Annotated in this window: 18 protein-coding genes; 4 read left to right on the forward strand and 14 right to left on the reverse strand. The window is 43.2% G+C overall.

The window, feature by feature from the left end:
- Positions 1–199: 199 nt before the first annotated feature.
- From VIB_RS15675 to VIB_RS15725, 11 genes are all read right to left on the reverse strand, one after another.
- Complete coding sequence (locus tag VIB_RS15675) at positions 200–1,540, reverse strand: transglycosylase SLT domain-containing protein (RefSeq protein WP_004397373.1); 1,341 nt, start codon at positions 1,538–1,540, stop codon at positions 200–202.
- Positions 1,541–1,619: 79 nt separating this feature from the next.
- Positions 1,620–2,216: an LPP20 family lipoprotein gene (locus VIB_RS15680; protein WP_040905654.1), complete on the reverse strand. Its 597-nt coding sequence runs from the start codon at positions 2,214–2,216 to the stop codon at positions 1,620–1,622.
- Between the two features lie 35 nt (positions 2,217–2,251).
- Positions 2,252–3,247 carry a hypothetical protein gene (locus VIB_RS15685; protein ID WP_004397375.1) on the reverse strand — a complete coding sequence of 332 codons (996 nt, stop codon included), beginning with the start codon at positions 3,245–3,247 and terminating at the stop codon, positions 2,252–2,254.
- Positions 3,248–3,268: 21 nt separating this feature from the next.
- Positions 3,269–4,246 carry an LPP20 family lipoprotein gene (locus tag VIB_RS15690; RefSeq protein WP_004397376.1) on the reverse strand — a complete coding sequence of 326 codons (978 nt, stop codon included), beginning with the start codon at positions 4,244–4,246 and terminating at the stop codon, positions 3,269–3,271.
- Positions 4,247–4,464: 218 nt separating this feature from the next.
- Positions 4,465–6,354, reverse strand: a complete 1,890-nt coding sequence (locus tag VIB_RS15695) for a methyl-accepting chemotaxis protein (RefSeq protein ID WP_040905657.1) — start codon at positions 6,352–6,354, stop codon at positions 4,465–4,467.
- 408 nt (positions 6,355–6,762) lie between these two features.
- Positions 6,763–7,827, reverse strand: coding sequence for a ferric ABC transporter ATP-binding protein (gene fbpC / locus VIB_RS15700; RefSeq protein ID WP_004397380.1), 1,065 nt, complete (start codon positions 7,825–7,827; stop codon positions 6,763–6,765).
- Positions 7,828–7,839: 12 nt separating this feature from the next.
- Positions 7,840–9,936, reverse strand: a complete 2,097-nt coding sequence (locus VIB_RS15705; RefSeq protein ID WP_004397383.1) for an ABC transporter permease — start codon at positions 9,934–9,936, stop codon at positions 7,840–7,842.
- 138 nt (positions 9,937–10,074) lie between these two features.
- Positions 10,075–11,109: an ABC transporter substrate-binding protein gene (locus tag VIB_RS15710; RefSeq protein WP_040905659.1), complete on the reverse strand. Its 1,035-nt coding sequence runs from the start codon at positions 11,107–11,109 to the stop codon at positions 10,075–10,077.
- 159 nt (positions 11,110–11,268) lie between these two features.
- Positions 11,269–12,558, reverse strand: coding sequence for an MFS transporter family glucose-6-phosphate receptor UhpC (uhpC, locus tag VIB_RS15715; RefSeq protein ID WP_004397388.1), 1,290 nt, complete (start codon positions 12,556–12,558; stop codon positions 11,269–11,271).
- Between the two features lie 115 nt (positions 12,559–12,673).
- A complete protein-coding gene (gene uhpB, locus VIB_RS15720) occupies positions 12,674–14,233 on the reverse strand; it encodes a signal transduction histidine-protein kinase/phosphatase UhpB (RefSeq protein WP_004397390.1) in 1,560 nt (519 codons plus the stop codon).
- A complete protein-coding gene (locus tag VIB_RS15725; RefSeq protein ID WP_004397391.1) occupies positions 14,233–14,862 on the reverse strand; it encodes a response regulator transcription factor in 630 nt (209 codons plus the stop codon). Before VIB_RS15725 ends, uhpB (VIB_RS15720) begins: the two co-directional genes overlap by 1 nt.
- Positions 14,863–15,147: 285 nt before the next feature.
- On the opposite strand from VIB_RS15725, the gene uhpT reads away from it, so the two are divergent.
- The 4 genes from uhpT (at position 15,148) to uhpC (VIB_RS15745) (ending at position 20,109) form a co-directional block, all read left to right on the forward strand.
- Positions 15,148–16,548: a hexose-6-phosphate:phosphate antiporter gene (gene uhpT / locus VIB_RS15730; protein ID WP_004397393.1), complete on the forward strand. Its 1,401-nt coding sequence runs from the start codon at positions 15,148–15,150 to the stop codon at positions 16,546–16,548.
- A 125-nt stretch (positions 16,549–16,673) separates the two neighbouring features.
- On the forward strand, positions 16,674–17,282 hold the full coding sequence (gene uhpA, locus VIB_RS15735; RefSeq protein WP_040905665.1) for a response regulator transcription factor UhpA: 609 nt from the start codon (positions 16,674–16,676) through the stop codon (positions 17,280–17,282).
- Complete coding sequence (gene uhpB / locus VIB_RS15740; protein WP_004397395.1) at positions 17,282–18,781, forward strand: signal transduction histidine-protein kinase/phosphatase UhpB; 1,500 nt, start codon at positions 17,282–17,284, stop codon at positions 18,779–18,781. Before uhpA ends, uhpB (VIB_RS15740) begins: the two co-directional genes overlap by 1 nt.
- A gap of 8 nt (positions 18,782–18,789) precedes the next feature.
- Positions 18,790–20,109, forward strand: a complete 1,320-nt coding sequence (gene uhpC / locus VIB_RS15745) for an MFS transporter (RefSeq protein WP_004397397.1) — start codon at positions 18,790–18,792, stop codon at positions 20,107–20,109.
- Between the two features lie 53 nt (positions 20,110–20,162).
- Here uhpC (VIB_RS15745) and VIB_RS15750 read toward each other — a convergent pair whose 3' ends face one another.
- The 3 genes from VIB_RS15750 to VIB_RS15760 all read right to left on the reverse strand — a co-directional run bounded on the left by VIB_RS15750 (position 20,163) and on the right by VIB_RS15760 (position 25,226).
- A complete protein-coding gene (locus VIB_RS15750) occupies positions 20,163–21,236 on the reverse strand; it encodes a hypothetical protein (protein ID WP_004397399.1) in 1,074 nt (357 codons plus the stop codon).
- A 59-nt stretch (positions 21,237–21,295) separates the two neighbouring features.
- Positions 21,296–23,536 carry a hypothetical protein gene (locus VIB_RS15755; protein WP_004397400.1) on the reverse strand — a complete coding sequence of 747 codons (2,241 nt, stop codon included), beginning with the start codon at positions 23,534–23,536 and terminating at the stop codon, positions 21,296–21,298.
- A gap of 358 nt (positions 23,537–23,894) precedes the next feature.
- Entirely contained in the window at positions 23,895–25,226 is a 1,332-nt protein-coding gene (locus tag VIB_RS15760) for an MBL fold metallo-hydrolase RNA specificity domain-containing protein (RefSeq protein ID WP_004397402.1), read from the reverse strand.
- Positions 25,227–25,490: the final 264 nt, after the last annotated feature.

Genomic DNA, 25,490 nt, shown 5'->3' on the forward strand with positions numbered 1-25,490 from the left:
GAAAGTGTACTGGATAACGAGAGGGGAAAGCAACAAAGCGGCGAGGATGGTAGAAAAAACCGAGAGCCGGAATACAGAGAAGCCCAGGCTTATTACCTCTATATTCCAAAGTACAAATCTACACAAACAAACTCTAAAGCTTTTGAAAATCTGCCTACCTCATCGGTTCCAAACGCAATCCGCAGGGGGATAATAAATATTAAATTGGCTGATAGAGCGCTATTCTTGATGAAACTTTCTGTAAATAATGCTTAGTCTCATCATAAGGCAATTGATTGATTAACCGTTGATATACCTGTTCAGGTGTCAACCGATTGATAATCAAGGCTGCTTGACGAATATTAGTTGAACGCTCAGGGTTAAAGGTACGGGCCACATTACCAGCACCAGTATTATAGGCGGCAATCATACAATATAAACGACTTTGCTCGTCGGTGATGTCTTTTAAATAACGGCTATTCAATATATTCAAATAAGCTGTTCCTGTTTCAACATTAATATCAGGATGATATAAATCAGCTTCTGTCATCGGAACATCGATATTACGCAGCAACCGATTTACATCATGCCCTGCCGTGCTGGGGACGATTTGCATTAAACCGAATGCAGGTATATGAGATTTAGCTTGAGGGCGAAACGCAGATTCACTATGCATGATAGCCATCACTAAAGCTGGATCTAACGACCACTTATCACTCTCTTTGATTGCCAACGGTTGATAGATTTTTGCCCTAGTTTCTAAGCTATTATTCGGTAAATTCACTTTATAACTAATGATTTTTTTCGATGCTTCTTGAGCCGTTATACTCTTATCCGTTACCTGAACTGTGGAATGATTAGTAAGCTGTTGACGATGAGCTTGATATTGCTGACTAATAGTCGCGATTCGAGCTTTCGCTTCATCAAGTAACGCCATTTTTTTTCGATAGGCGCGCTGGTAAATAAAATCATCACCCACCCCGATATTAGCATCAATAAGTCTATCGGCTTGAATATCATATTCATTCATTTGCGAGTACGTTTGCTCAATGACAAATTGCTTCTCTTTTTGCTCTTGGGTCACGGAATAGTCAAGCTTTTCGGTAGAGACTTCCGCTTGAGTCAAATCTAAAGTTTCACCATCGGAAAGTTGTGCTTGCGCTTCGATAAGCTTACTGATCTGAGCTTTATCCATCGAAGGGTCAACTAATACCGATACTACTGCGGTATTATTTTCATAATCGACCACCCTTTTGACCGCATTGCTCTCACTGTAAGTCACCTCGGTGTACGAATCGGAGAGTTCCGCGCTTCCCCAACGATCAATCAAGGCCAGACGCTGTTGATCAAGTTGAGTGATATACGCGTCTCGCCACGTTTCATACTCATCTAGCCGTGCATCAACATACCGCTCAAATTCTTGATATTGCCTCTGTTTACTCTGTTTTACCTGCTCGGTTGCTTGGGTGAGTTCAGCAAACGCCGCCTCTGAATTGGCCACACTAACTGAAGATAACGTACTCAATAACAATACCAAGAGGGGCTTTTTTGTGCCTTTCATCGTTTATCCCTGATAAAAAAGGCAGGGGTAAACACCCTGCCTGATAAAACCATCATTAACTCGTTCAATCCAAATTAAATCATAACGCTTTCAATGAATTGAGCGCTTCCGTTAAATCCTGAGCCGCTTTTTCACTATTAAACTGAGCCCATAACTTTGACTCTTTACTCGCTTCATTTACCACTTGGTTGACGTTTTCTTGATAGGCTTCTTTATCCATACCTACCAATACATAAAGACCGCCAGCAGGGCTTACTTGGCTCACAATCAGCTTACTATTTGATAAGCTGCGTGTGACTACGTTTTTTGTGACGTTCTCAAACGTTTCTACCACATTTTCTAGCTGACCATCATTACTTGTTTCAACAGAACGTTGTACAGCTTGTTTAAACATATTGTTGACATCCGTTTGAAACTGAGAGGCTAGCTGAACTCGTGCTTCATTAATTGCTACATTACGCATCACACCCATACCTGCAGCGCTTTTCTTCGCATACCCTGTGGCACCTGCTGCCAGATCTTTTGGCATTACATCACAGATCCACGCTGGCGCTTCAACCGCTGGTGAATCTGGAAATGTGCATTGAGCAAACTGCTGAGCTTGTTCAACGGTTTGAGTACTGCTACACGCTGCCACAGATAGCGCAAGCACACTCATTACTATTGTTTTTTTCATCATTCATTCCATATTATTGAACAGTCAAAACACGATTATAAGTTCTTAAATTTGCACTCAAGATCTAACCAGCTCTTACAAGGGTCAAGTACAACCTGAGCTTGATCTCCTTTGCGGATCTTCAGCGCAGTCTCCTCATCAATCGTCACCCATGAGAACTTAGCCTTAATACCATGCTCTGGGTTATTGACAATGGTTCCCTTACCGACACCAAAAGTTTCTAGCTCACCATCTTCACTTTTCATAATTTTAGAGAAGGCAATTTCATCTTTCGGCTGGATATTTTTATCTGACCCAACGCCAATCTTAACCATGCTACCACTTTCACATTGGCGTAATTCTAACACCGAAGTCCTAGCCGCGAGTAATGACTTCAATTCTGCACTGTGTTCTACCGCTTCAGCCGCCGCCTTACTCGCTAAGCCTTGATAAGCTGCATCATTGATTGGGCAGCTTGAATTACGCGTCTCGGTAGAAGCATACTCATCGCCTTTAATGTCAATACGTTTCACTAAAGCCATGTCAGGAAGTGAAACGACTTTGACAATACCAGCAACTTCCATTTTGTAACTGCATTTTGCTGGCACATGCACGGTTTCGCCTTTTTTATTTTTATAGCTACGCGCTTCACTAAAAGACTTCGAAAAATCCAGATTCGTTACTTCAGTCAACACGGCATAATCGGCAATCGGTACACCTTTGGTGTTATAGCGACCACTTTGCTCTGCCAGCTTAATTTCACCTTTTAGTTTATTCGCCAATTTACGGTCAACCAGCTCGGTGCCAGTTTCAACGATTTGGCTTTCCAGAGAATTACGAATCACCGATTGCACACGATCTTGCGCCACATCTTTAAAGTTGACATCCACCGGTAACACAATCGCTTTAACATCTTGGCTGGATTTAGCGGGAACCTCTGACTCCAAAAGAGGGACAGACGTATCTGGTGTACAAATAGGTACAGGCCCCATCGAAATACAGCCAGAAAGTAAAGCAGACACACCTAGCGCCACTGCAGTTTGTTTAAACATTAGATAACTCCATCGTTTTTTTTATTTGAATCCCAGTGAAGACCATAAACCTTGTTGTTCAATCAACTCCATCAAATGACGCTGAGCAGCCTCTTGTGAAAGAGCATAATTGGATAAGGAATTGCCACTAGAGATAATTTCATTACTGGCGAGAATAGTTCCGTCCTTCGCTTGGAGTGTAAGCGATGTGAACAGAGTAGAAATGTAAGCATCCCCCACCCGACTTTGCCGAAGCTCTGAGGTCAAGACAAGCGAATGAGTCCGCTGTGTAGACTGGTTAAAACTGGTTTTTAAACGTTGAGTGGAAAGTTTATCAGCTAATAACTCGGCACTTTTGTTATTATTTGCAGCAGCAATCATTTGAATCAGGATGGATGACTGCGCCTGAGCGACTTGCTTCTCTAATTGCTCAATCTGTGGTGCCGCTGGTGCTGATGCGCCAAGCGAGCGAAGCATTGCTTGGCGTACTGCAACATGATTTATCTCACTTAATAAATGACGACTTTCTAACCACCAAGGAAGCACATCTTGATGTACACGTTTACTGATCTGCGCGTTTGCTTGGCGATCACTGTGTTGAATATCGGCTTGCAACTGAGCGATCACGGTTGCTCGGCTCACTTGAGCTTGCACGTAATACGCAATATCGTTTTTTTCTACTCTCGGATATTCAATCCCCGTTAATGTCACCGTTGCCGTTTTACTATTGACCTTATTATCCACTAGAGAACTACTGGAGGTATTGGCATTTTGACTTTGAAAAATATCACGAGAAGAGAAAGAAGAATCGATCTGAGTCCATAACTGAGCATTGATCTGACTCAGGGCCATTTGTTTCGCTTGCTCTAAACTACGCCCTTGCCCAACAGTAATCAGATAAACGGGGTGATTAATTTGCGGCTGTTGATACCAATCTGGAGGGATAGTTACAGTAGATTGACAAGCCGATAACACCCATAAACACCAAGAGAAAAACAGCACTTTCTTGACAATAATCATAAGAAAAATTAGCTAAAACCTGACACAAAAGAATAATTGGCAAATATAACTGCAATTTATAGCATGTGAATCAACTTTGCGGAAAAGATCACACTTTTATGATGGCGATCATATATTTGAAATATTGATTAACACTTTTTAACCAAAATTCTTATAAAAAACACCCAACTCAATAAAAATGAGTTGGGTGTCAAATTAAAACTGCAAGCGATAATTGATTACAACCTAAAGCGGTTAATCTCGCTTTGTAGTTCTTTAGATAACTTCGATAGCAGCGACGCTTGATGCGATGCTTCTTTTGCTTCATTGGCGAGACCATCAGAGACATCACGAATAGCTTGTGTATTACGGGTAATTTCTTCCGTAACAGAGGCTTGTTCTTCTGCCGCGGTAGCTATCTGGGTCGCCATATCGCTGATCGTTCCGACAGAAGCGCTGATTTGCGCCAAACTTTGCGCAGCAACATTGGCATCTTCGACACTACTTTCCGATAGCTTACTACTGTCATTCATGATGCCCACCGCTTGGGCTGTCGTTTTCTGTAACGTCTCAATGGTTTTCTGGATTTCTTGGGTTGAGTCATGAGTTCTTTGGCTCAGTACTCGAACTTCATCTGCTACCACTGCAAAGCCACGACCTTGCTCACCCGCCCTTGCCGCTTCAATTGCCGCATTCAGTGCCAACAAGTTGGTTTGCTCAGCAATACCTTGAATCGCCGACAATATGGCATTGATGTTTTGCGCATGTTGATTGAGGTTTTCAATGACACCTTTCGCCACCAAGACTTCTTTAGAAAGATTGCCAATCGACGCTTGCGTATGCTCAACTTGCTCTGCGCCATGCTGAGATATTTTCACTGTATCCAATGCGGTAGCCGCAGTATTATCCGCATTACTGGCGATTTCTTGAGTGGCTGCCGCCATTTCATTAATCGCTGTCGCAACCATGTTAATCTCGTCTTGTTGCACAGTGATCCGTAAGCTTCGCTCATGAGCTTGTTCTGCCGTACTCTCCGCTTGTAAATTTAAGCCACGCGATACCTCTTGTAATCGGGTGATCATGCTATGCATGTTATTAACAAATTTATTAAAGTTATTGGCTAATGCACCGACTTCATCCTGATAACGAGGCTCAATACGCTGAGTTAAATCCGCATCCCCTCCAGCGATTTCGGCCAAAGCACTCGATACGCGGTTAAGATCTCGAAACAGGAAACCGACTAACCATGCAACAAGGACGGCCACCAAACCGGTAATAATAACGGCCGTGATGATCAATTGACGCATTAAGCTACTCATCGTGGCCAGTTCAACGGACTTATCAAGTTCAATGCCCAATAACCACTCGGTACCCGGTACTTTCGAAAAAAAGAAGAACTTATCAACGCCACCGACCTTCACTTCTTGAACCTGATTATCCTTAACCGATTGGTTAATCACCGCCATGGTTAAATTCGAGCTGTAAGTGTTGAGCGGTTTTAAAATCAAATCGGCATTACGGTGAGCAATAATATTGCCTGTATTGCCATTAACCAATAACGCCGACGATTTTGCTCCTGCGTCGATGGCAATCACATCTTTAACCAATTGTTCAATCAATACATCGGCACCAATTACCCCAAATAGACGTCCATTACGAGAAATAGGTTCAGCAATTGTGACCATTAATTGACGAGTAATCGCATCGGCATAAACGTTAGTCAGTATTTGTCGATTCTGCGCTTTTGCATCGCGGTACCAACCACGTGTACGCGGGTCATAACTGGTATCAGAAGCACCGCGTTCAGGAATCGAGCGGTGCATGCTGCCTTGCTCAGTCCCAAAATAGAGTAAATCAAATCCGCCCGCTTGTTGGCCTTGCTGTAAAAAAGGTAAAAAATTCTCCTGTCCTGTATGCGGAATCACCGAGGTGACAATGCTGCCACGAATGGTTAACCACTGGTTAATTGCGCTAGTGGCCGATTTGGCGATGCCATGAACTCTAGCCTGTAAACTATAGTTGGTTTCATTTTTTAATTGGTTGACAGATAGTGTCGTCAGCACCAGCGCCATAAAGGCGACCGCGAAAACGCTGGTGCCAATCAGTTTACTTTTTAACGACAGACTCACAATTCACCTCCTTGGTGAACAAACGACTTTCTAAATGTAGGAGAACAACGATTACGGTATTTATGTGGTTCTTATAACCGTAGGCTATTTTTAAAACCACCGGAGCTTTTTGTCTCTTTTAATTTAAAAATTTAGCCTAATTCTCAAATTGGTTTTCTGTTTGCAGTCTGATATTCAAGAAAATTGGCAGCAAGTGAATGGACATACTCAAACAACTTGGAGTTGCAGGTAGGCGGCAAGTGAGTGAATCCCCATGAGCATAGGCAAGCTCTATGATTGGGGTGAACGAACGTAGCCAACACAGCTACAGCTTCAAATAGGAAGAGTATAGAAGTGTTTATTTTGGGTAACATAGAGATAGTATTTGCTAAAAAAGGGCAATCAGATGATTACCCTTTTTCTTACGGATTAGCTGATTGAAGACGACTTAGGAAGTAAAAAGAGTCCACTGGCATTAATGCTAAGATAAGCATGATGAATCAACTGCTCATTAAACTGCGCAGAGTTTAATTGTAACAGTAACTCCTCTCCATGCCAGTTAACCATAACTTCATACATCGACCCCATATAAACGACTTTTTTTACATCGCATAACTGGCTCATTTCGCCGTGGTCTTGCAATAAAATCGCTTCTGGACGCACCCCAATTTGATATTCACCGGGCTCTTTATTAGCCGTCACCACTTTGTCTGCTGTGATGGCATAACCATGAATCGAGATGTTTTCACCATCAAAGTGCCCTTGGAAGATATTCGCCTCGCCCATGAAGTTTGCCATGAACATTGAGGTCGGTGCTTTATATAGCTCTTGAGGCGCTCCAATTTGCATAATATCACCGTCTTTCATAACGATAACCGTATCTGAAACCGCAAATGCCTCAGCTTGATCATGGGTTACATACAATGAGGTAATATCAAAACGTTGCTGCAGTTCACGAATGGTTTCACGCATGCTACGACGCAAGTTAGCATCTAAATTACTCAATGGTTCATCAAACAATAACACTTTAGGCTTTAACACTAACGCACGCGCCAAAGCCACTCGCTGTTGTTGCCCTCCTGATATTTGGTCAACATAACGATCGCCCATCGCTTCTAAGCCAACAATTTTTAACGCCTCTTCAACGCGTTGACGAATCTCACTACTCGGCAACTTAAGCATTTTTAAGCCATAAGCGACATTGTCATATAAGGACATATGAGGAAACAGTGCGTAAGACTGAAATACCATACAAATATCGCGTTGTTGAATCGAACGCTCAGTAACGTCCTCTCCATCGATAAAAATTTGCCCAGAAGTCGGCTTTTCTAAACCAGCCACGAGTCGCAAAACCGTCGTTTTACCACACCCAGAAGGACCCAATAAGGTGACAAGGGTGCCTTTTTTAATCGCCAGATCGAGATTACCAATGACCGTATTATCGCCAAAGCGTTTGCAGACATTTTTGAGTACAACAAAATTTTCTTTTTCCATGGTCACTCTCCACTAGGATTCTTGGTTATTCGAGCGTGAGCGAGCGACACGCGCCTCACCAACCCAAAAGTCAAACAGTAAGATAATTGCCAACATCACAACGATCAGAACAGAGCCATACGCAATCGCTATCCCATATTCACCATCTTCGACACGGTTTAAAATATACGATGTCGCGACCCGAGTTTCTGGTGTCACCAAAAAGATAATCGCGCTCACCGTGGTCATTGCACGGACAAAGCTATACACCAATGTCGATAAAATCGCGGGCCTTAATAGCGGTAAAATAATATATCGAATAGTCTGCCAAGAACTCGCACGTAAACTTAACGAGGCCTCATCTAACGATTTATCGAGCTGTCCTAAACCTGCGATACCTGAACGAATGCCCACAGGCACATTGCGCATGACCATAGATATAACAACTATCGCTGCCGTACCGGTTAAATAGATGGGAGCATTATTGAACGCCAAGATATAAGAAACACCAGCGACCGTTCCCGGAACAGCAAAACAGAGCATGGTGGAAAATTCGATCACTTTCTTACCATAAAACTGCTGACGAACCACAACATAAGCAATCAACAAACCAAATAAGGCGGTCATCGGTGCCGCAATACCCGCGTAGATCATCGTGGTGATTAAAGAGGGCCACGCACCATCCGACATCCCATTACCGAATAAATTAATATAATTATTAAGAGTCAATGTGTAATCGACGCCCCAATTAACGGTAAAGCTGCCAAAGAAAATGCTGCCATACAGTAAAATATTAAAGAACATCCATCCATACAACACTACCGTGACAAACCATTTCAATGAGGTAGGGATCGCCTGCACATCACCACGATAAGACTTACCCGAAATCGTCACGTATGAACGCTGACCAATCCATAAATACTGAATAACAAAAATACCCAAAGAAAAAACTAAAAGTATCGAACCGAGCGTACTTGCTGAAGCGTAATCAAGCTGGGCACCAACAATATAGAAATAGATTTGGGTCGCGAGGACATCAAAACTTCCCCCTAGCACTAACGGGTTACTAAAGTCAGCCAACGATTGCACAAAAATAATCAGAAATGAGTTTGCCAAAGCCGGTTTTAGTAATGGCAAAATGACTTGAAAAAACGTTTGATAGCGGTTGGCACGCAAACTATAGGAGGCTTCCTCTAAAGAAGGATGAAGTGACTTCATCGCGCCATCGAGAATCATAAACGACATGGGAGCAAAAGCCAGAACTTGAGCTAACCATATTCCCGAAAAGCCATATAGCCAGTTGGTTTGCTGTAATCCAAACCAATCCACCATCCATTCCGTCACGTAGCCGGAGCGACCTAACATTAATGTTACCCCTAAGCCAACAATAAAAGGTGGAGTCACAATGGGTAAGATAGAAAAAATACGGGCAATGAATGCTGAGCGTTTAGCTATACGTGTCGTGTAAATAGCAAACAACAAACCAAAAAAGGTAGCGCCGACGCCAACGGCAATCCCAAGTAAAATTGAGTTACGAATAATATTTAAAATATGAGATTGCGAGAGAATATCCCAAAACTGCCAAGCCACCCACTGTCCACTGCTATTTTGAAACATAGGAATAAAAATCGCTATGCTTGGGAAAATAATAAAAGCTGCGATCAACAGAACAATGGTAATTAATGCGCTGATCACAAAATAATCGCCGCCTAAATATTCTAATCGAGCAAAAGCTAACGTCATCACAGCAATAAATACGATAAAAAGTGGGATAGTGGCATAACCTAATCCTTGATAAGTTAACCAAGAAGAAAGCAAGATAACCCCCATACTGGCTAAACTGTAGCCGATATCGACATAGTGACGAATGACTTGACTGCGCTTCGGTACCCCCCACCCCCTAACTAATAGCCCAAGTGGTAAAACAAACCATAACCAAGCGATGCTTGGCTGACTCCATCCCATCGCTTCGTAAAACTCATCTGAGGTTGAATCAAACAAACCATAATCAAGAGCAAAAGAAGGGAGCAATATAAATGCCGCTATGGCTAAACCGATCCAATAAAAAACAGGATCCGTGTTATGAATAGCACCCGTATTTTGCTTCATGGACGTAATATTCTCAGTCATAACTCTACTCCGAGAAAAAAGATGATCGACCACCTAGTATTTAGGCAGCACAACATTAACCGGCACTGGATGACGGTAAAATAAATCGATTGATAGAATTAGGCAGCTCGGATTCAATCACCGAGCTGCGAGGGGAGATTAATTACCCATTTTGACATCACTGACCCATTTCGTGATCAGTCGCTTACGCTCATCTGCCGAACCATAGGTTTCCATATCATAGTCAATTAAGGTCAATGCCTTCGGATCGAGCGCTGCAGGAGACTGTTCTGCTAAGGTATTGGTTAAAATTTGGTAAGACTGCCCTTCTTTCCAAGCCAATTCCTGACCTTCTTTTGATAGTACCCAGTCAACAAAGCGCTTAGCATTGTCAAGATTACGTGCGCCTTTAATAATACTCACACCACCAATCTCATAGCCCGTACCTTCACACGGTGCAATCAGTTCTAATGGAGCACCTTTATCTTTCTCTAGTGAATAATCATGTAAAAAGCCAATACCAATCGCTATTTCCCCACGAGCAGCATTACGAGATGGAGCAATACCAGACTTAGTATATTGCGATACGTTTTTATCCAACGCAGTGAGGTAATTAAACGCCTTATCTTCATCCCATAATTGAATAAATGTCGCTAACGCGGTGTAGGCGGTACCCGAGCTTTGTGGATCGGCCATTTGAATTTCGCCTTTATATTCAGGTTTGGTCAGGTCAGACCAACATCGAGGGATGTCTAACCCTTTTTGTTGTAAACGCTCCGTGTTGACACCAAAGCCTAAAATTCCCATATACACAGCAGAGGAATAATTCCCTTTACGTTTAGCCGGATCTCGAAATTGCTCCATAATATTAACCAGCTCTGGTGACTGATAAGGAGTGAGGAGATCCATCTCTCCCGCCTGAGATTGAGGATCAAGCGTTCCACCGTACCAAACATCAGCACGAGGGTTGTTTTTTTCCGCTTCAATTTTAGCAAAGGTACTTCCCGAGCCGTTGCGAACCACGGAAGTGCGTACATTGTATTTTTCAGAAAACGCTTTGGTTTCAGCCTCACACATTGCATTAGTAGCGCTACAATAAACCACCAAACGACCCGCAGCACTCGCCTGTAAAGGGGAAAGTAAAGCGCCCGCTACGCACAATCCAAGCAAGCTACGTTTTATATCAACTTTCATCGTCCATTCCTTATTATTATCTACCGTTAAGTATCCTCAACGGTAGGTTTCACGTTATCGTCAAGGTCATAATTTATCCTGACGAGGATGCTCTGAAGCAGTTCGACAAACAGATAACCGATGATTTGGATGAGCTCATCAAACTGGTAAGAGTCACTTTTATTCCATTTGCTGTGCTTTAATAAAAGGCAGTAAATGTAAGCTGATTAACGCAGCGCACACCGTGAGTAGACAAAAGAAGCCTTCCCACCCCCATGCTTCAATCAGCAATGATAATGGGTAACCCGTTAAAGCCGCACCAAGATAACTAAACAGGCCAATAAAACCCGTTGCTGTTCCTGCTAAATCTTTACGTGAACATTCAGCCGCAGCCATACCTATCATCATTTGAGGGCCAAAAACAAAAAAACCAATCGAAAAAAAACAACCTGATAAAAACCAAACATGATTAATAGGCGTTAACCATAGTGCTGTTACTGAAATAAAAATTCCCAAGGCAAACAACAAATTCATTGGCGCTCGATTACCACGAAAATATTTATCTGAACCCCAACCACCAAATAATGAACCGAGAAAACCGCCGACTTCAAATAAAGAGACAGAAAGGTTGGCAGTTAAAATATTATATCCATGTCGTTCAACTAAATAGAGAGGTCCCCAATCATTAATTGCCATACGAACCATATAAACCAACAAATAAGATCCACATAACAGCCATAAGTATCGATTGAATAATACATAACGCATCACTGCGGTTTTAAATTTTAAAGCTTGTCCTTCTTTCTCATGAGCAAGCTCTAACTTATCTTGTCGCCATTGTCCGACGGAAGGAAGCCCTAATTCCATCGGTTTAGGTTGAATACGGTAACAAAGCCAAACCCCAACACAGACAGCAATACAGCCTGGAATAATAAAACCATAACGCCAACCAAAAGCGAGACTAATAGAACCAATAGCTATCGGAATCAACGCCCCACTTAAATTATGACAAGTATTCCAGATTGACCACCAAAAACCACGCTCACTTCTTGAATACCATGTGGTTAAAATTTTTGCACAGGCAGGCCAACCCCATCCTTGAAAAAAAGCATTACTCATCCACAACACAGAAAACAATAACAACGATGAGCTAAAACCAAATAAAATATTGATGATACCTGTTGCGATTAACCCTAACCCCATAAAATATCGAGAGCCTGAGTGATCGCTTAATAATCCTGATAAAAACTTTGAAATACCATAAGTCAGATAAAATAACGTGCCCAGAAAACCAATATCAGAATAGCGTAAGCCTAAATCATTGAGCATTTCTGGCATCGCAAAGTTCAGACTCTTGCGAGTGAGATAAAATACACCATAACCTAAATACATCGACACCATTAAATGCCAGCGCCAATAACGGTAACGTATTGCTACCTCACTATCATGAGTCTGCGCTGTACTTATCATCTGGTCGCCCATCCTCGCGCTTGACCTTGCCTCATCCTAGACAATGAAACGACAAAAAACATGAGACCTCACTTTAATTGACTAGGAATAATTCCTATTTTTGGATAACCAATGACTATTTTGTGGGCAAGTTAACAACAATATGCATGCCTTGACCGCTTCGTTGACTGGTTAACACAGAAAAATCGCCACCTAGTGCACTCACACGTTCGCGAATACCAATCAAACCATGCCCTCTTATGGACCAGTCATCAGGCAAGCCAATACCGTTATCTTTGACTTCTAAAGTCAAATCACTACCAGGAAAAAGGGTAATTTGCACTTCGCTTGCTTGAGCATGCTTAGCAATGTTGTTGAGTAATTCTTGTAGCATTCGAAACAGCGTCACTGACGTCATATCATCGAGTTTATAGCTGTCTAAGCCAATATTGAGCAACACATTAATTCCATGTTCGGCAAAACGCATATCTTGAATAAGCTGTCGTATCGCAGATTCAAGTCCTAGCTCATCTAATAGATGAGGCCTTAACCGTTTTAGTAATTGGCGGGTGGCTTGATGGATATTCATTGCAATGTGATGAATTTGGCTAGCGCTTTGCCGTACTGGGTCTGTCGACGCCAAACGTTCGGTTAACCTTGCTTGGATCTGAATTGCGGTAATATTTTGTCCAATATCATCATGCAGTTCACGAGCAACCGATTTACGAACCTCTTCCTCGATAGTGATCAACTGCCTCGCGAGACGCTGCTTATCCATTAGCTGAGTCGCTAAACGCTGATTGGCTTGCTGTAACGCCTTCGCCAAACTATGCTGACGGCTGATAGCGATCCCTAATCCCAATCCCACTAAGGATTGAGAGGCCATAAAGATCAAAAGCTCCTGCTCAGACGAAAATGAGCCACTCACCTGTCTCGCTGCAGCCAGTAAAATGGAATTCATGACACTAGCCAGTACCCCTCCCTGCCAACCATACCGATACGCCAAGAAAATATTTGGCAAAATAATGATCAGTAGAGCTAATGGTTTCATCTGCTCCAGCAAAACCAGCTCAGCCAATAACCCCAAGCTAAAAAAGAACAGACTCCACACTAAGACCCAAGGACTTAAGCGAACGTCTTGGTGAATGAGACTTGGAGTGAGAGGTAGCCAAATTTGATGTTTTAAATAATCAGATAATAAATAAAGAAATGGCGTTACCACTACAGCGCCGGTTAAGGTCACCACAGAGGCGTTGATCATATCAATGAAAGAAAGTGCTAATGGTTTGGATAACAAAAAAAAGACGATACCAACGAAGAGGGCATGGCTAATCATCAATCCCATCAGTAGTAAAAGTTTCTGCCAGTAATGAAGTAAAGCCGCTTTATATAAACCGCATATAGCCGCAAGGCTAAAACTCAAGATTGGAAAAATAAACATAAAATAGGTCACTGGCGTGGCAGATAATAACCATAAAATCACCCCAGCGAGTAACAAATCTGTCCCTAAGCAAACCCAACGCACGAAGTTAGGGGCTAATAATCCTACTGCAAGCCTCAAACCAGACGGAAAGAGTAAATATGCCATCAAATGATCCGTCGTTAGATAACGACTGATATTCCATAAACAAAACTGACTTATCCCATAAAAAAGAAAAGCAAACATGCCATGAAATAAATAATGACTATTTTTCATTACGAATCTTGAGCAAGTAAACGATGTTGTATCGCGAAACGAATCAAATCGACAATATTACTTAAACCAAGTTTGTTCAAAATATTGGCTCGATGAACATGGACAGTTTTATAACTCAGAAATAGCACTTGTCCAATTTCCTTAGCATCTTTGCCTTGGATCAATAAGAAAAAAATCTCACGCTCTCGTTTGGTTAACTCCATCAGCACATTTTTTTCTTGAGGATTACTCAAATTAAACAACGCATCAGCACACAAATAACGGTGTCCACGTGCCACCATACGAATCGCATCGACTAATTCACTAGGACCACATCGCTTCGATAAATAACCACTCGCTCCACTATCGATCGCTTTACTCACAAAAGAAGCTGAGTCATAAATACTTAAAATAATCGCTTTGAAATGAGGGTGCAGCGTTTTCAGACGAGCCAAGAGACTTAAGCCACTTTCATCAGGCATCGAGATATCCATAATCACGACATCTACTGGTTTTTTTGAAAGCGCTAAAAATGCAGCTTGTGCATCACCGTATTCACCAACCACTTGAATATCATCTTCTACATTAAGCAATTGAGCAAAGCCAGAACGAACCACTGCATGGTCATCCACTAACGCAACCGTAATCATTACTGACCTCAACAGACCTCTTTTCCTGTGAGAGTTATCATTACAGTGATGCATGATAACTGCAAATAAAGTCGGTCAAGCTGTGATTTCGGTTAACTAAATACCCCTCTTATCACTTCCTCACCAAGCGTGACCTTATTCACGCTTTGTACAACACCTTGCCGTTTCTAAGACTTTTTCTTAGTTGATCTAAGACCCTCTCTCATGCTCAACCAGCCAACAAGCCATACACTTTGCGACAACGCTTAAATACCCCTTTTATTTATACGGCAAAGAGAACGTATTATGTTGAAATTTCTAGAGCAGGTCAGAAAACCGACGTTAGATCTTCCACTCGAAGTCAGACGGAAAATGTGGTTTAAACCCTTTATCCAATCTTATTTGGTGGTCTTTATTGGCTATATGGCAATGTATTTGGTGCGTAAAAACTTCAATATTGCCCAAAATGATTTGATTTCGACTTACGGTTTATCAATGACGGAGCTGGGCTTAATTGGCCTTGGTTTCTCAATTACTTACGGCATCGGTAAAACGGTGGTGTCTTACTATGCCGATGGCAAAAATACCAAACAATTTCTGCCTTTTATGCTGATCCTCTCCGGTATCGCCATGCTGGGCTTCAGTTTCAGTATGGGCGGCGGTAGCGTCAGTCTATTTTTGATGATCGCCTTTTACTCTTTAAGCGGCCTATTCCAAAGTACTGGGGGACCATCGAGTTATTCAACCATCACCAAATGGACCCCGCGTAATAAACGCGGCTCTTATTTAGGTTTGTGGAATATGTCACACAACGTGGGAGGCGCTGGCGCAGCTGGGGTCGCTTTGTTTGGCGCTAACTACTTGTTTGATGGCCATGTGATCGGCATGTTCGTTTTCCCTTCGCTACTGGCGATTGTCATCGGTTTTATTGGCCTACGCTACGGTAGTGATTCGCCAGAAGCCTATGGTTTAGGTAAAGTAGAAGAACTGTTTAATGAGGTCATCAGCGAAGAAGATACCGCCGCCGAAGAGAACCAGATGACGCAGCGACAAATCTTTGTTGAATATATACTAAAAAACAAAGTGATTTGGTTGCTCTGTTTTGCCAATATCTTTCTCTACGTGGTACGTATTGGTATCGACCAATGGTCCACGGTTTATGCCTTCCAAGAGCTAGGACTATCAAAAGAAGTCGCGATTTCCGGCTTTACCATGTTTGAAGTCGGTGCGCTGGTCGGAACCTTAATGTGGGGATACTTATCCGATTTAGCGAATGGTCGCCGAGCCTTAGTTGCCTGCGTATCGCTTGCGTTGATCATCATGACCTTAGAGTTTTATCAACACGCCACCAGCGAATTGATGTACCTTTCTTCACTCTTTGCCTTAGGCTTTTTAGTGTTTGGCCCTCAGTTGTTGATCGGTGTTGCTGCGGTCGGTTTCGTGCCGAAAAAAGCCATCTCGGTGGCCGATGGCGTCAAAGGCACCTTTGCTTATCTGATTGGTGATAGCTTTGCGAAATTAGGCTTAGGTATGATCGCCGATGGCACGCCGATTTTTGGATTAACCGGCTGGAAGGGCACTTTTGCCGCGCTCGATACCTCAGCTTTCCTCTGCATTGGTCTACTGGCATTTGTCGCGATTGCCGAAGAGAAGAAAATCCGTAAAGAGAAAAAACGCTTATTATCTCTTTCTAGCTCACAAGCTTAATCTCCTCATCAATCTCCCGATCACATCCATTCACGGTGTGATGGGGAGAAGCTCAATAACTACCGATTGCCAGCGCGTCTATTTAGCGTTAATTTACCCTCTTGGTTACAGACTGATTCAATTTTATGCACAACGTGGTACTCGTCGATGATCATGTCATCGTCCGCTCAGGCTTTGCCCAGCTGCTCAATTTAGACCCAGATATTCAAGTTGTCGGCTCTTTTGGTTCCCTTGATGAAGCTCGGCGAGGCCTACCAAGCTGCCATGCCGATGTGGTGATATTGGATATTTCGATGGCCAATGAAAGTGGCTTTAGTTTATTGGCGGATCTGCCCTCTGGGTTGGCAGCGATTATGCTCAGTGTTCACGATTCTCCCGCCATGGTGGAAAAAGCGTTAGAGCTCGGTGCTAAAGGTTACCTGAGTAAACGCTGTAGCCCTGATGAATTAATCCAAGCGGTAAAGACCTGCGCGAGTGGAGGCTGTTATTTAACGGCTGATATTGCCAGCCGTTTAGTAACACCGAAACATCCGATTTCACCGCTGGCATCACTGACCCCACGCGAGCGAGAAGTGTGTCAATTGCTCGCCGATGGTATCGACGTTAAAACGATCGCCCAACAATTAGGACTGAGCCCAAAAACTGTCCATGTCCATCGAGCGAACGGTATGGAAAAGCTCGGCGTGAGTAACACCGTTGCTTTGGCGAACCTCATTCATCACAACTTAACCTAATGCGCTTACATCCTTTTACCGCCGTATGTAGCTTTTGCCTCATCGCTTGCACTTGGTTTTGCTTATGGGTGATTGGTTTTTACTTTGTCAACGATCCTGAATTAGCGATCCTGTTTTTCCCTTTTGCTTTGCGATTAGGAATTGCGCTCCATTGTTCCCATCGCTATTGGCCGATTCTGTATTTCACCGAGTGGGCGCTGACCATCAGTTTAGCGCTGCTCTTGGCACAACCGCAGTGGCTAACAATTTTGATTGCCAGTGGATTGAGTATCCCGATCACCGCTTTTGCTCAGCGCTATTATCATGGCGAACAATGGCGACGCTTAACGGTGATCTGTCTGACCATTGCGCTATGCGCCACCCTCAATACCGCTTCGGTAAGTTTCCATGTCCCTTCAATCTACCTCACTTGGTTAGTCAGTTTAACTGGTGGATTAATGCTTGTGCCAACCTGCTACTTACTCTGGAATTATCTGTTTCAAACACGTTGGTTACCACTTTCCGTACAACTGATCCGTCGAAAACCCAGCTTTAATGTCAAAGCGGTTTTGCTTTGTGGTCTCTTATTTACCGTTAGTATTATTCTACAAACCAGCCTACCAGAAGAGCTACGCCGCTTTGCCCCTTTTTGTCTTGCTATCCCGATCATCGTGTTGGCTTTTCGCTACGGTTGGCAAGGCGCGTTATTAGCAACCCTACTCAATAGCGTTGCTTTAATCGCGACGCGAAATGATGTCTCTAACTTAGCCATCACTGATTTACTGCTGTCGATTTCCGCGCAAAGCCTGACTGGCATTTTCCTTGGCGTCGCCGTACAAAGGCTACAAGATCTCAATCGCCAACTGAGTAAAGAGTTATACCGCAATCAGTCGCTCTCTCAACAATTGGTCAGAGCCGAAGAATCGGTCAGAAAAGAAGTCGCGCGTGAATTACACGATGAAATTGGCCAAAGCATCACCGCCATTCGTACTCAAGCGAGCATTATCAAACGCACCGAACAAGCCCAGATGCGTGAAGACAGTGCCAATACTATCGAGTCTTTATCGCTTAACGTTTATGACACCACCAAACGACTGCTGAGTAAACTTAGGCCGCAATCATTGGATGATTTGCAGCTATTAGAAGCGATTGGGCAGCTCATTCGTGAAATGGAATTTGCTCACAATGGCATTGAGGTTCGTTTAACTAGCCAAGGGCCAACGGAGCAACTGAGCGATACTTTGCAAGTCACCGTATTTCGACTCTGCCAAGAAGCGCTTAATAATGCCCGCAAATACGCTCATGCGCGCCATATTGAGATTGACTTAACCATCGACAAACAGGTGTCTTTGACGATTAAAGATGATGGTGTCGGGATCAGTAAAATCGACCCACTCAAGGGAATGGGAATTAAAGGCATGCAAGAGCGCGTACAAGCGCTCGGCGGACACTTTAAGCTACAATCGCAACCAATACTTCCTAGCGGAACCCATTTGCACATTCAATTGCCTAGGGTATGACATCGCTTATGTTTCGTTTTCTTTATCACTCAACCACGCCACCAGCGCTGACTAATCCGCATACCATCAAAGCCACGTACGATCATTGGCGATTGCATATCATGATCGGCATGTATTTGGGCTACGCTGGCTTTTATTTTACTCGGCGCACACTCAATTACGCCGCGCCGAGTTTGCTGACTGATTTAGGATTGGATAAAGGCGATTTAGGACTGCTCGGGACACTTTTTTATATCACCTATGGCTGTTCAAAGTTTCTCTCTGGCACCATCTCAGATCGGGCCAATCCTCGCTACTTTATGGGGCTGGGCTTAATCGCCACCGGATTGATTAACATCGCTTTTGGTTTTTCCAGTTCGCTCAGCGTCTTTATTTTGCTCTGGGTCTTGAACGCTTGGTTTCAGGGCTGGGGATGGCCAGCTTGCTCAAAGCTGTTAACCACCTGGTATTCACGATCTGAACGAGGCTGGTATTGGGCCATTTGGAATACGGCGCATAATGTTGGCGGCGCATTGATCCCTATTTTAGTCGGATTTTTAACCCTGCATTTTGGCTGGCGACACGGCTTTATTTGGCCGGGAGTGATTGGCGTGCTGATCGGCATCGTACTGTGCTGGCGACTTAGAGATAAACCCGTTTCATTAGGCTTGCCAAGCATCGGGCGCTGGCGTAAAGATACCCTTGAACTTGCGCAAGAAAATGAAGGCAAAGGACTGAGCTATCGAGAGATTTTAGCGCAATATGTCTTTAGTAATCCCTACATCTGGTTACTTGCTGCGAGTTACATCTTGGTGTATATCGTGCGCACCGCGATCAATGATTGGGGAAATTTGTATTTAACCGAGCAGCATCATTACAGCCTAATTAATGCCAATGCCGCGTTATCACTGTTTGAAGTGGGTGGGTTTGTTGGTTCTCTTGTCGCAGGCTGGGGGTCGGACAAGCTTTTTTCTGGCAATCGTGGACCAATGAATCTATTGTTCGCCAGCGGTATTTTCCTTTCTGTGGCCGCATTATGGTTAATGCCAATGACCCATTTTATCTTTCAATCCGCCGCACTATTTTGTATTGGCTTTTTTGTATTTGGCCCGCAAATGTTGATTGGTATGGCCGCCGCAGAGTGTTCACATAAAGATTCAGCAGGCGCTGCAACCGGATTTGTCGGCTTATTTGCCTACATGGGCGCAGCTCTCGCCGGTTATCCATTAGCGATGATTTTAGAAACCTATCATTGGAACGGTTTTTTCATCGCCATTTCTCTTTGTGCCAGCGTAATTGGTTTATTGTTACTGCCCTTTTTATTAGCGCAGTTACCGAAGGCTGAGTGAAACATTGAGATTAAATACAAACAGAAAATCGAAGTCCTGATCAATAAAGAAGATTAAAATGGTATCACAATGCCGAGAGTAAGATTCAATATTGTTGCTTGTTGATAATCCAGTTGATCACTTTGAACACCAAAAGTAAACCATCGCCATTGACCTTCAACTCCAATGGCCTTGGTTTGCCAATTATAACTCAAACGGGAACGGAAATTGTCTCGCCATTGAGTTGACCATTCCAAGTCAGTTAACCAGAGTCTATCGACATAAACGTTTTTGATACTGTAAGCATGTTGTCCAGAAAGATAACCGAATCGAGTATGATACTTAACGGGGAGACGCTGAGTATAATCGCGAAATCCTTCAACCCCATTAACTAAAGGTTTAATAGAAACAAAACCATTTTCATCAGTCTCCGCCGTTGCCGTATTAGCGGTAGCAACCGTATAAGGCATATCACGCCAATAAATACTGCTGTAGAAATCTTGCGCTAGCAAGGAGAGGAATGCTCGCTCGTGGAACTGCCAATGAATGCCGATATCACTGGTATAACCAAAGTAACTGGATGGCGCTTGTACCTTGCGTTTTAATAATACATCTTTACTGTAGGCATAATCTAACTCGAGTAGGCCATCATAATCATTCTTTCCCGTTTGCCCTACTTGCCCATGTAACCGGCCACTCATCATGTCTTGAGCTTGTAAATAACTTGCGGAAACATGCCAGATAAAAGACTGAGAGGGATCCGATGTCCACGCCAGTTTAATGCCTTGGCTGATTAAATGCTCAACACGTAAGTCAACATCATAACGTTTACCCGCTTGCATATCTTGTCGATTGACCGATTCGCCATACAGCAACATGGTATCGGGACTAAAGCGCAAGTACCACTCATAACGAGCGAGTAAAGAAAAAGAAAACTGCTGATAACGGACCCCCATTTCCGCTTGGTTTAAAGTAAACGCATGTTTGGCCGGTGTATAGGCCATTTTATCGCCCTTCACCAACGGATAAATACCATTCTCTTGTGAATAACCAAAAGCCTGAGCCTGGCTAAATAGCTGCCATTCGGTATTCGGTTCGGATACTGGAAACAGACTTAAGCTTGGCAATAACAAAAAAGCACTCGACATAATGACATCTCAAACGTTCAAGAGCCCTGTATAGGGCTCTTGAGTATAGCAACACCTAATTAGAATAATGATTCAAACTGGCCATTGATATAACGGACCACACTGACAGAATTACGTGGTGCATCAATACTAGCCACTTGTTTATTGCCAACTCTGATCGTTCCTACCACTTGTCCCTTATCATCTTCACGTAAATGAGCAATTGCTTGACCATTAGAGAGTTCAACGTTTAATGGCTCATCTTTCTCAGTATTGATTTGAGTTTTTAACGTCAATGATTGCTCGTTATAAACAATGGTGCCATTCAGATTCAACAAATCAAACGCTGGGCGAGAGGCTTGTAAGCTAACTTTCGCGAGTTGTGGGTTATCTGGATTAACTTTACTCTCTAAACTCACTAATAAAGAACCACGCAGGAACTGCGTTGGCGTCTCTGGCTTAATGTCATCCAAGCTTGAACCCGGTAGCGCAAGATCACTTCCTTTGCTAACGTCATAGTTATAACCCTCACCCCATTGCCATGCTTCACGCATACTGGTGAAATAAACCACACCGTTTGGATTATCGAGAGCAATACTTAAAGAAGCCTCTAATGTTTGATCTTGATAGTCTAAACGAACCCCTAAGTTAAAATCGAGGCTACGCGCGCTGAAGGTTTCTTCATCAAAGTTCTCCGACTGGCCTTGCTGTCCCGTCGATGTGTATGAAGAAGAATGCTTACCTTTTATTTCAGGTTGGTTAGCGGTAAATGCAATACTACCAGTTAATAACAAAGGATTTTCTTTATTATCCTTGGCTTGAAGGCTGATTTCATTCAACGCAAAATGCAATTTTTCAGCTTTAAGCATCCATGTTTCGCTAAAGTCATGATCGCCCTCTGAAGCTTCGTGCTCCCAACTCTCTTGCGAGACAAACGACACCACCTCAGCTTTACCACTGGCAGCTTCCAGCTCAACCGAGCCCTGTTTTATCCACAGTTCAGAAATAGTCAGATTAATAGCAGCACTGTCATTCATCGAACCGCCTTGTTCGGTTTCTTGCTCATCCAAAACAAGGCTGGCTGAACCAGAAACGACCAGCTTCACCGTCTCTGTATTAATCGTATAGGTATCGCCTTGCTGAGTGATTTGCCAATCACCCGCCTCTTCAACCAATTGATCATCGATTTTATGGGCGATAGACATGAGCGCAGAAGTCAATGTTTCAAAAGTGGTTGTCACATCATCTTGTAATAAATCAGGGATCGGATCTAAGCTGTCGCCTAAACGAATAAACCCTTCTCGCAGTGCTCCCTCCTCTTGAGTGGCGTCGTACACAGTACGAACTTGCTGAACTAACGCTTTAGCTGTAGTAATCTCATCCGTTTCGGCAGGCGGGGTAATATTGGGTTTGGACGCTTTGGCTTCGTCAATTTTTTGCACGACATCATCTAACTTAAGATCGACACTTTCATCTTTAGAAAGTTCAGTAACCACGGTATTAATGACTGAAGAAGCACCGTTTAGTAAAGCTTTACGCTCCTCTTCCCAAGTGTTGGTCTCATCATCATCTACTGAGTTAATCAGATTATCAGCCAGGGTAAATAAATTATCTAAATTCGGTTTTGTATCTGCAAATGCTGCAGACAGCGCGGCAACTTTGAGAGACTCAACATCACCAGCATCCGCGGCAGCTTGTATCGCCGCCGCGTCCGTTAAATCGACAGCACCTAACGACATCACTTTTTGTGCATCAAGCCCAAATAATTGAGCCATCACACTGCGGCTACTATTAATCACGTCAAGGTTGACTTCTTCACTGCCACGTGAAGCACGAATAGTGTGTTTAGCGATCGCATCAGTGATACTGGTCATGTGTGCGGTTATTGAATCAGCATCAGGGGCGAGAATCGAGATGAGTTTAAAATCATCATCAACATTCATCCACTCACCGAGGGTTTTACCCTCATCAAGACAAGCCTGAAAGTCACACTTCATTTGCGTGATAATGTCAGGATCATCATGTGAGGTCAGCACAAACAGTAGCGCTCTATTTTGAGGTAAGCCACTGAAAGTATATTGTCCACGTTCATCGGTTTTAGTGCTACCTAGCACTTCTCCATTCGGACATTGCTGTTCAGTAACATTTGCTGCACTAGCCACACAAACTTTCACTAAACCATCGCGAACTAAACCTTTATTCACCACACCAGATACTTTTGATTGACTCTCAGGAGTCACTTTGGAACTGCTACTTCCACCACCACAGCCAACCAAGGCAATGGAAGTAAGAATAGCCGTTGCTAATAACGTTCTGTTCATTCCATGTATTCCTATATTATGAGGTTATCCATAGAACAGACCACCCGCCTGCTCAGTCACAAACCCTTACCATTAGTTACAGGTATGCTCAATGTTAAACTATAGTCCACGTGAATAAATCAGAGCAATTTAATTGTGAATTTAGTATGAAATGAAAGTTGAAACGAAACATAAAAGACCGAAGGATCTAGGTTCTATGTAAACGGAAATCTAGAACCCATGATGAAGATCATTACATAAACTCAAAAAATCAGCGGCCAAGATCTGAATACCGTATACAACAGAATAGTAAACGAAATCTACGACACCTAGGTCCCTAGGCTCGAAATCTTGCGCACTCCACACTCCAATGTTATATCTAAATTCTAACCTCTCCCCTATAACCGATAATTTCCAACGCTTTAGCAAAACCTTGCTTAGCTGAGCGTTCACCGTGAATCAAATGTATTTCCTTTGGTGGTTGGTCGATACATTTAATAAACGCGAGTAATTCAGATTGATCCGCGTGGGCGGAGTACCCCGATATAACATGAATACTGGCTTTCACATCAATCTCTTCCCCATCAATACAAATCGATTTTTCGCCTTGGGCAATTGCTCGACCTAGGGTTCCCTCCGCTTGAAAGCCTGCAAAAATCACATCGGTACGCTCATCTCCAAGCAAGGCTTTTAAATATTCAACGATTCGTCCGCCTTGGCACATCCCCGATGCGGCAACCACAATCGCGGGCGCACCGGTTGAGGCGAGACGATTGACTAGCGCCTGATGAGTACGATAATCACTAATTTGTATGCACTGATCGAAAGCCAGCGGATGACGATGCATCTCTAAACGCTGCTTGGCCTCTTCTCCCCATAGTGTTTTGAAGCGGCGATACGATTGGGTGACTTGTTGAGCCATCGGTGAATCAAGAATAATCGGCAGATCGGCATCAATTTTGTGCTCAAAAATCAAGCGTTCAATATCAAACAATAGCTCTTGGGTACGGCCAACACTGAAGGCGGGAATCAAAATCGTGCCGCCATTTTCTAATGAGCGTTGGATGATTTCGCGTAACTTCTCAGCGCGACCAGCCACATCGTCATGATTACGGTTACCATACGTTGTCTCAATGACAAGATAATCGGCGCGCTGTGGTGATTGGGGATCAGGTAATAACGGAGTATTGCTTGGTCCTAAATCGCCTGAAAACACCACCACTTCACTGTTAGCTAAACGAAGCTCAACATAAGCGGAACCGAGAATATGTCCAGCCGGTTGAAAGCGAAGTTGCAGTGACGCCTGAGCCTGACCATAGTCCGAAATGGTTACCCATTCACCATAACAAAGAGGACGTAACCATTGTTTTATGGCTTGCAAAACTTGCTGAATTTGCTCACGATTCAGGCCCAATTGCAATTTAAGCCCATCTTCTAACATTAATGGGATAAGCTCTGCACTGGCTGGCGTACAATAAATCGGCCCGGTAAAACCGGCAGCAAGCAACCACGGTATACGGCCAATATGATCAATATGAGCATGAGTCACAATCAGTGCATCGATATGCTCCACCGGAAAATCCAACTCAATGTCTGTCGCATCTTTACCTTGAAACAGCCCACAATCGATCAGTACCGCTACACCATCGACGCGCAACTCGTGACAAGAACCGGTGACAGTATGTTTACCGCCATGATGAAGTATTTGCATATCCTTTGCCTTATTCACAAACCCAATAAGCAAACACTAGCATAATGAATAAAAAAACAAGATGGGGAGAAAAAGAAAATTCGAGGCAGTTGGCAGGAAAAGATAGTAACAGAGTGGGATTTTCTAAAAACTAATTTAGCCTTCATTATTTTTGATAATAAATAAAACTCAAATGTAAAGGCATAAAAACAAAAAGCAAACGATAACTCTCTCAAAAAATAAACATCGTTAAAAATAATTACAATTAATGTTTAATTAGTGATC

The sequence above is a fragment of the Vibrio metschnikovii CIP 69.14 genome, from assembly GCF_000176155.1.
Classification (GTDB): domain Bacteria; phylum Pseudomonadota; class Gammaproteobacteria; order Enterobacterales; family Vibrionaceae; genus Vibrio; species Vibrio metschnikovii.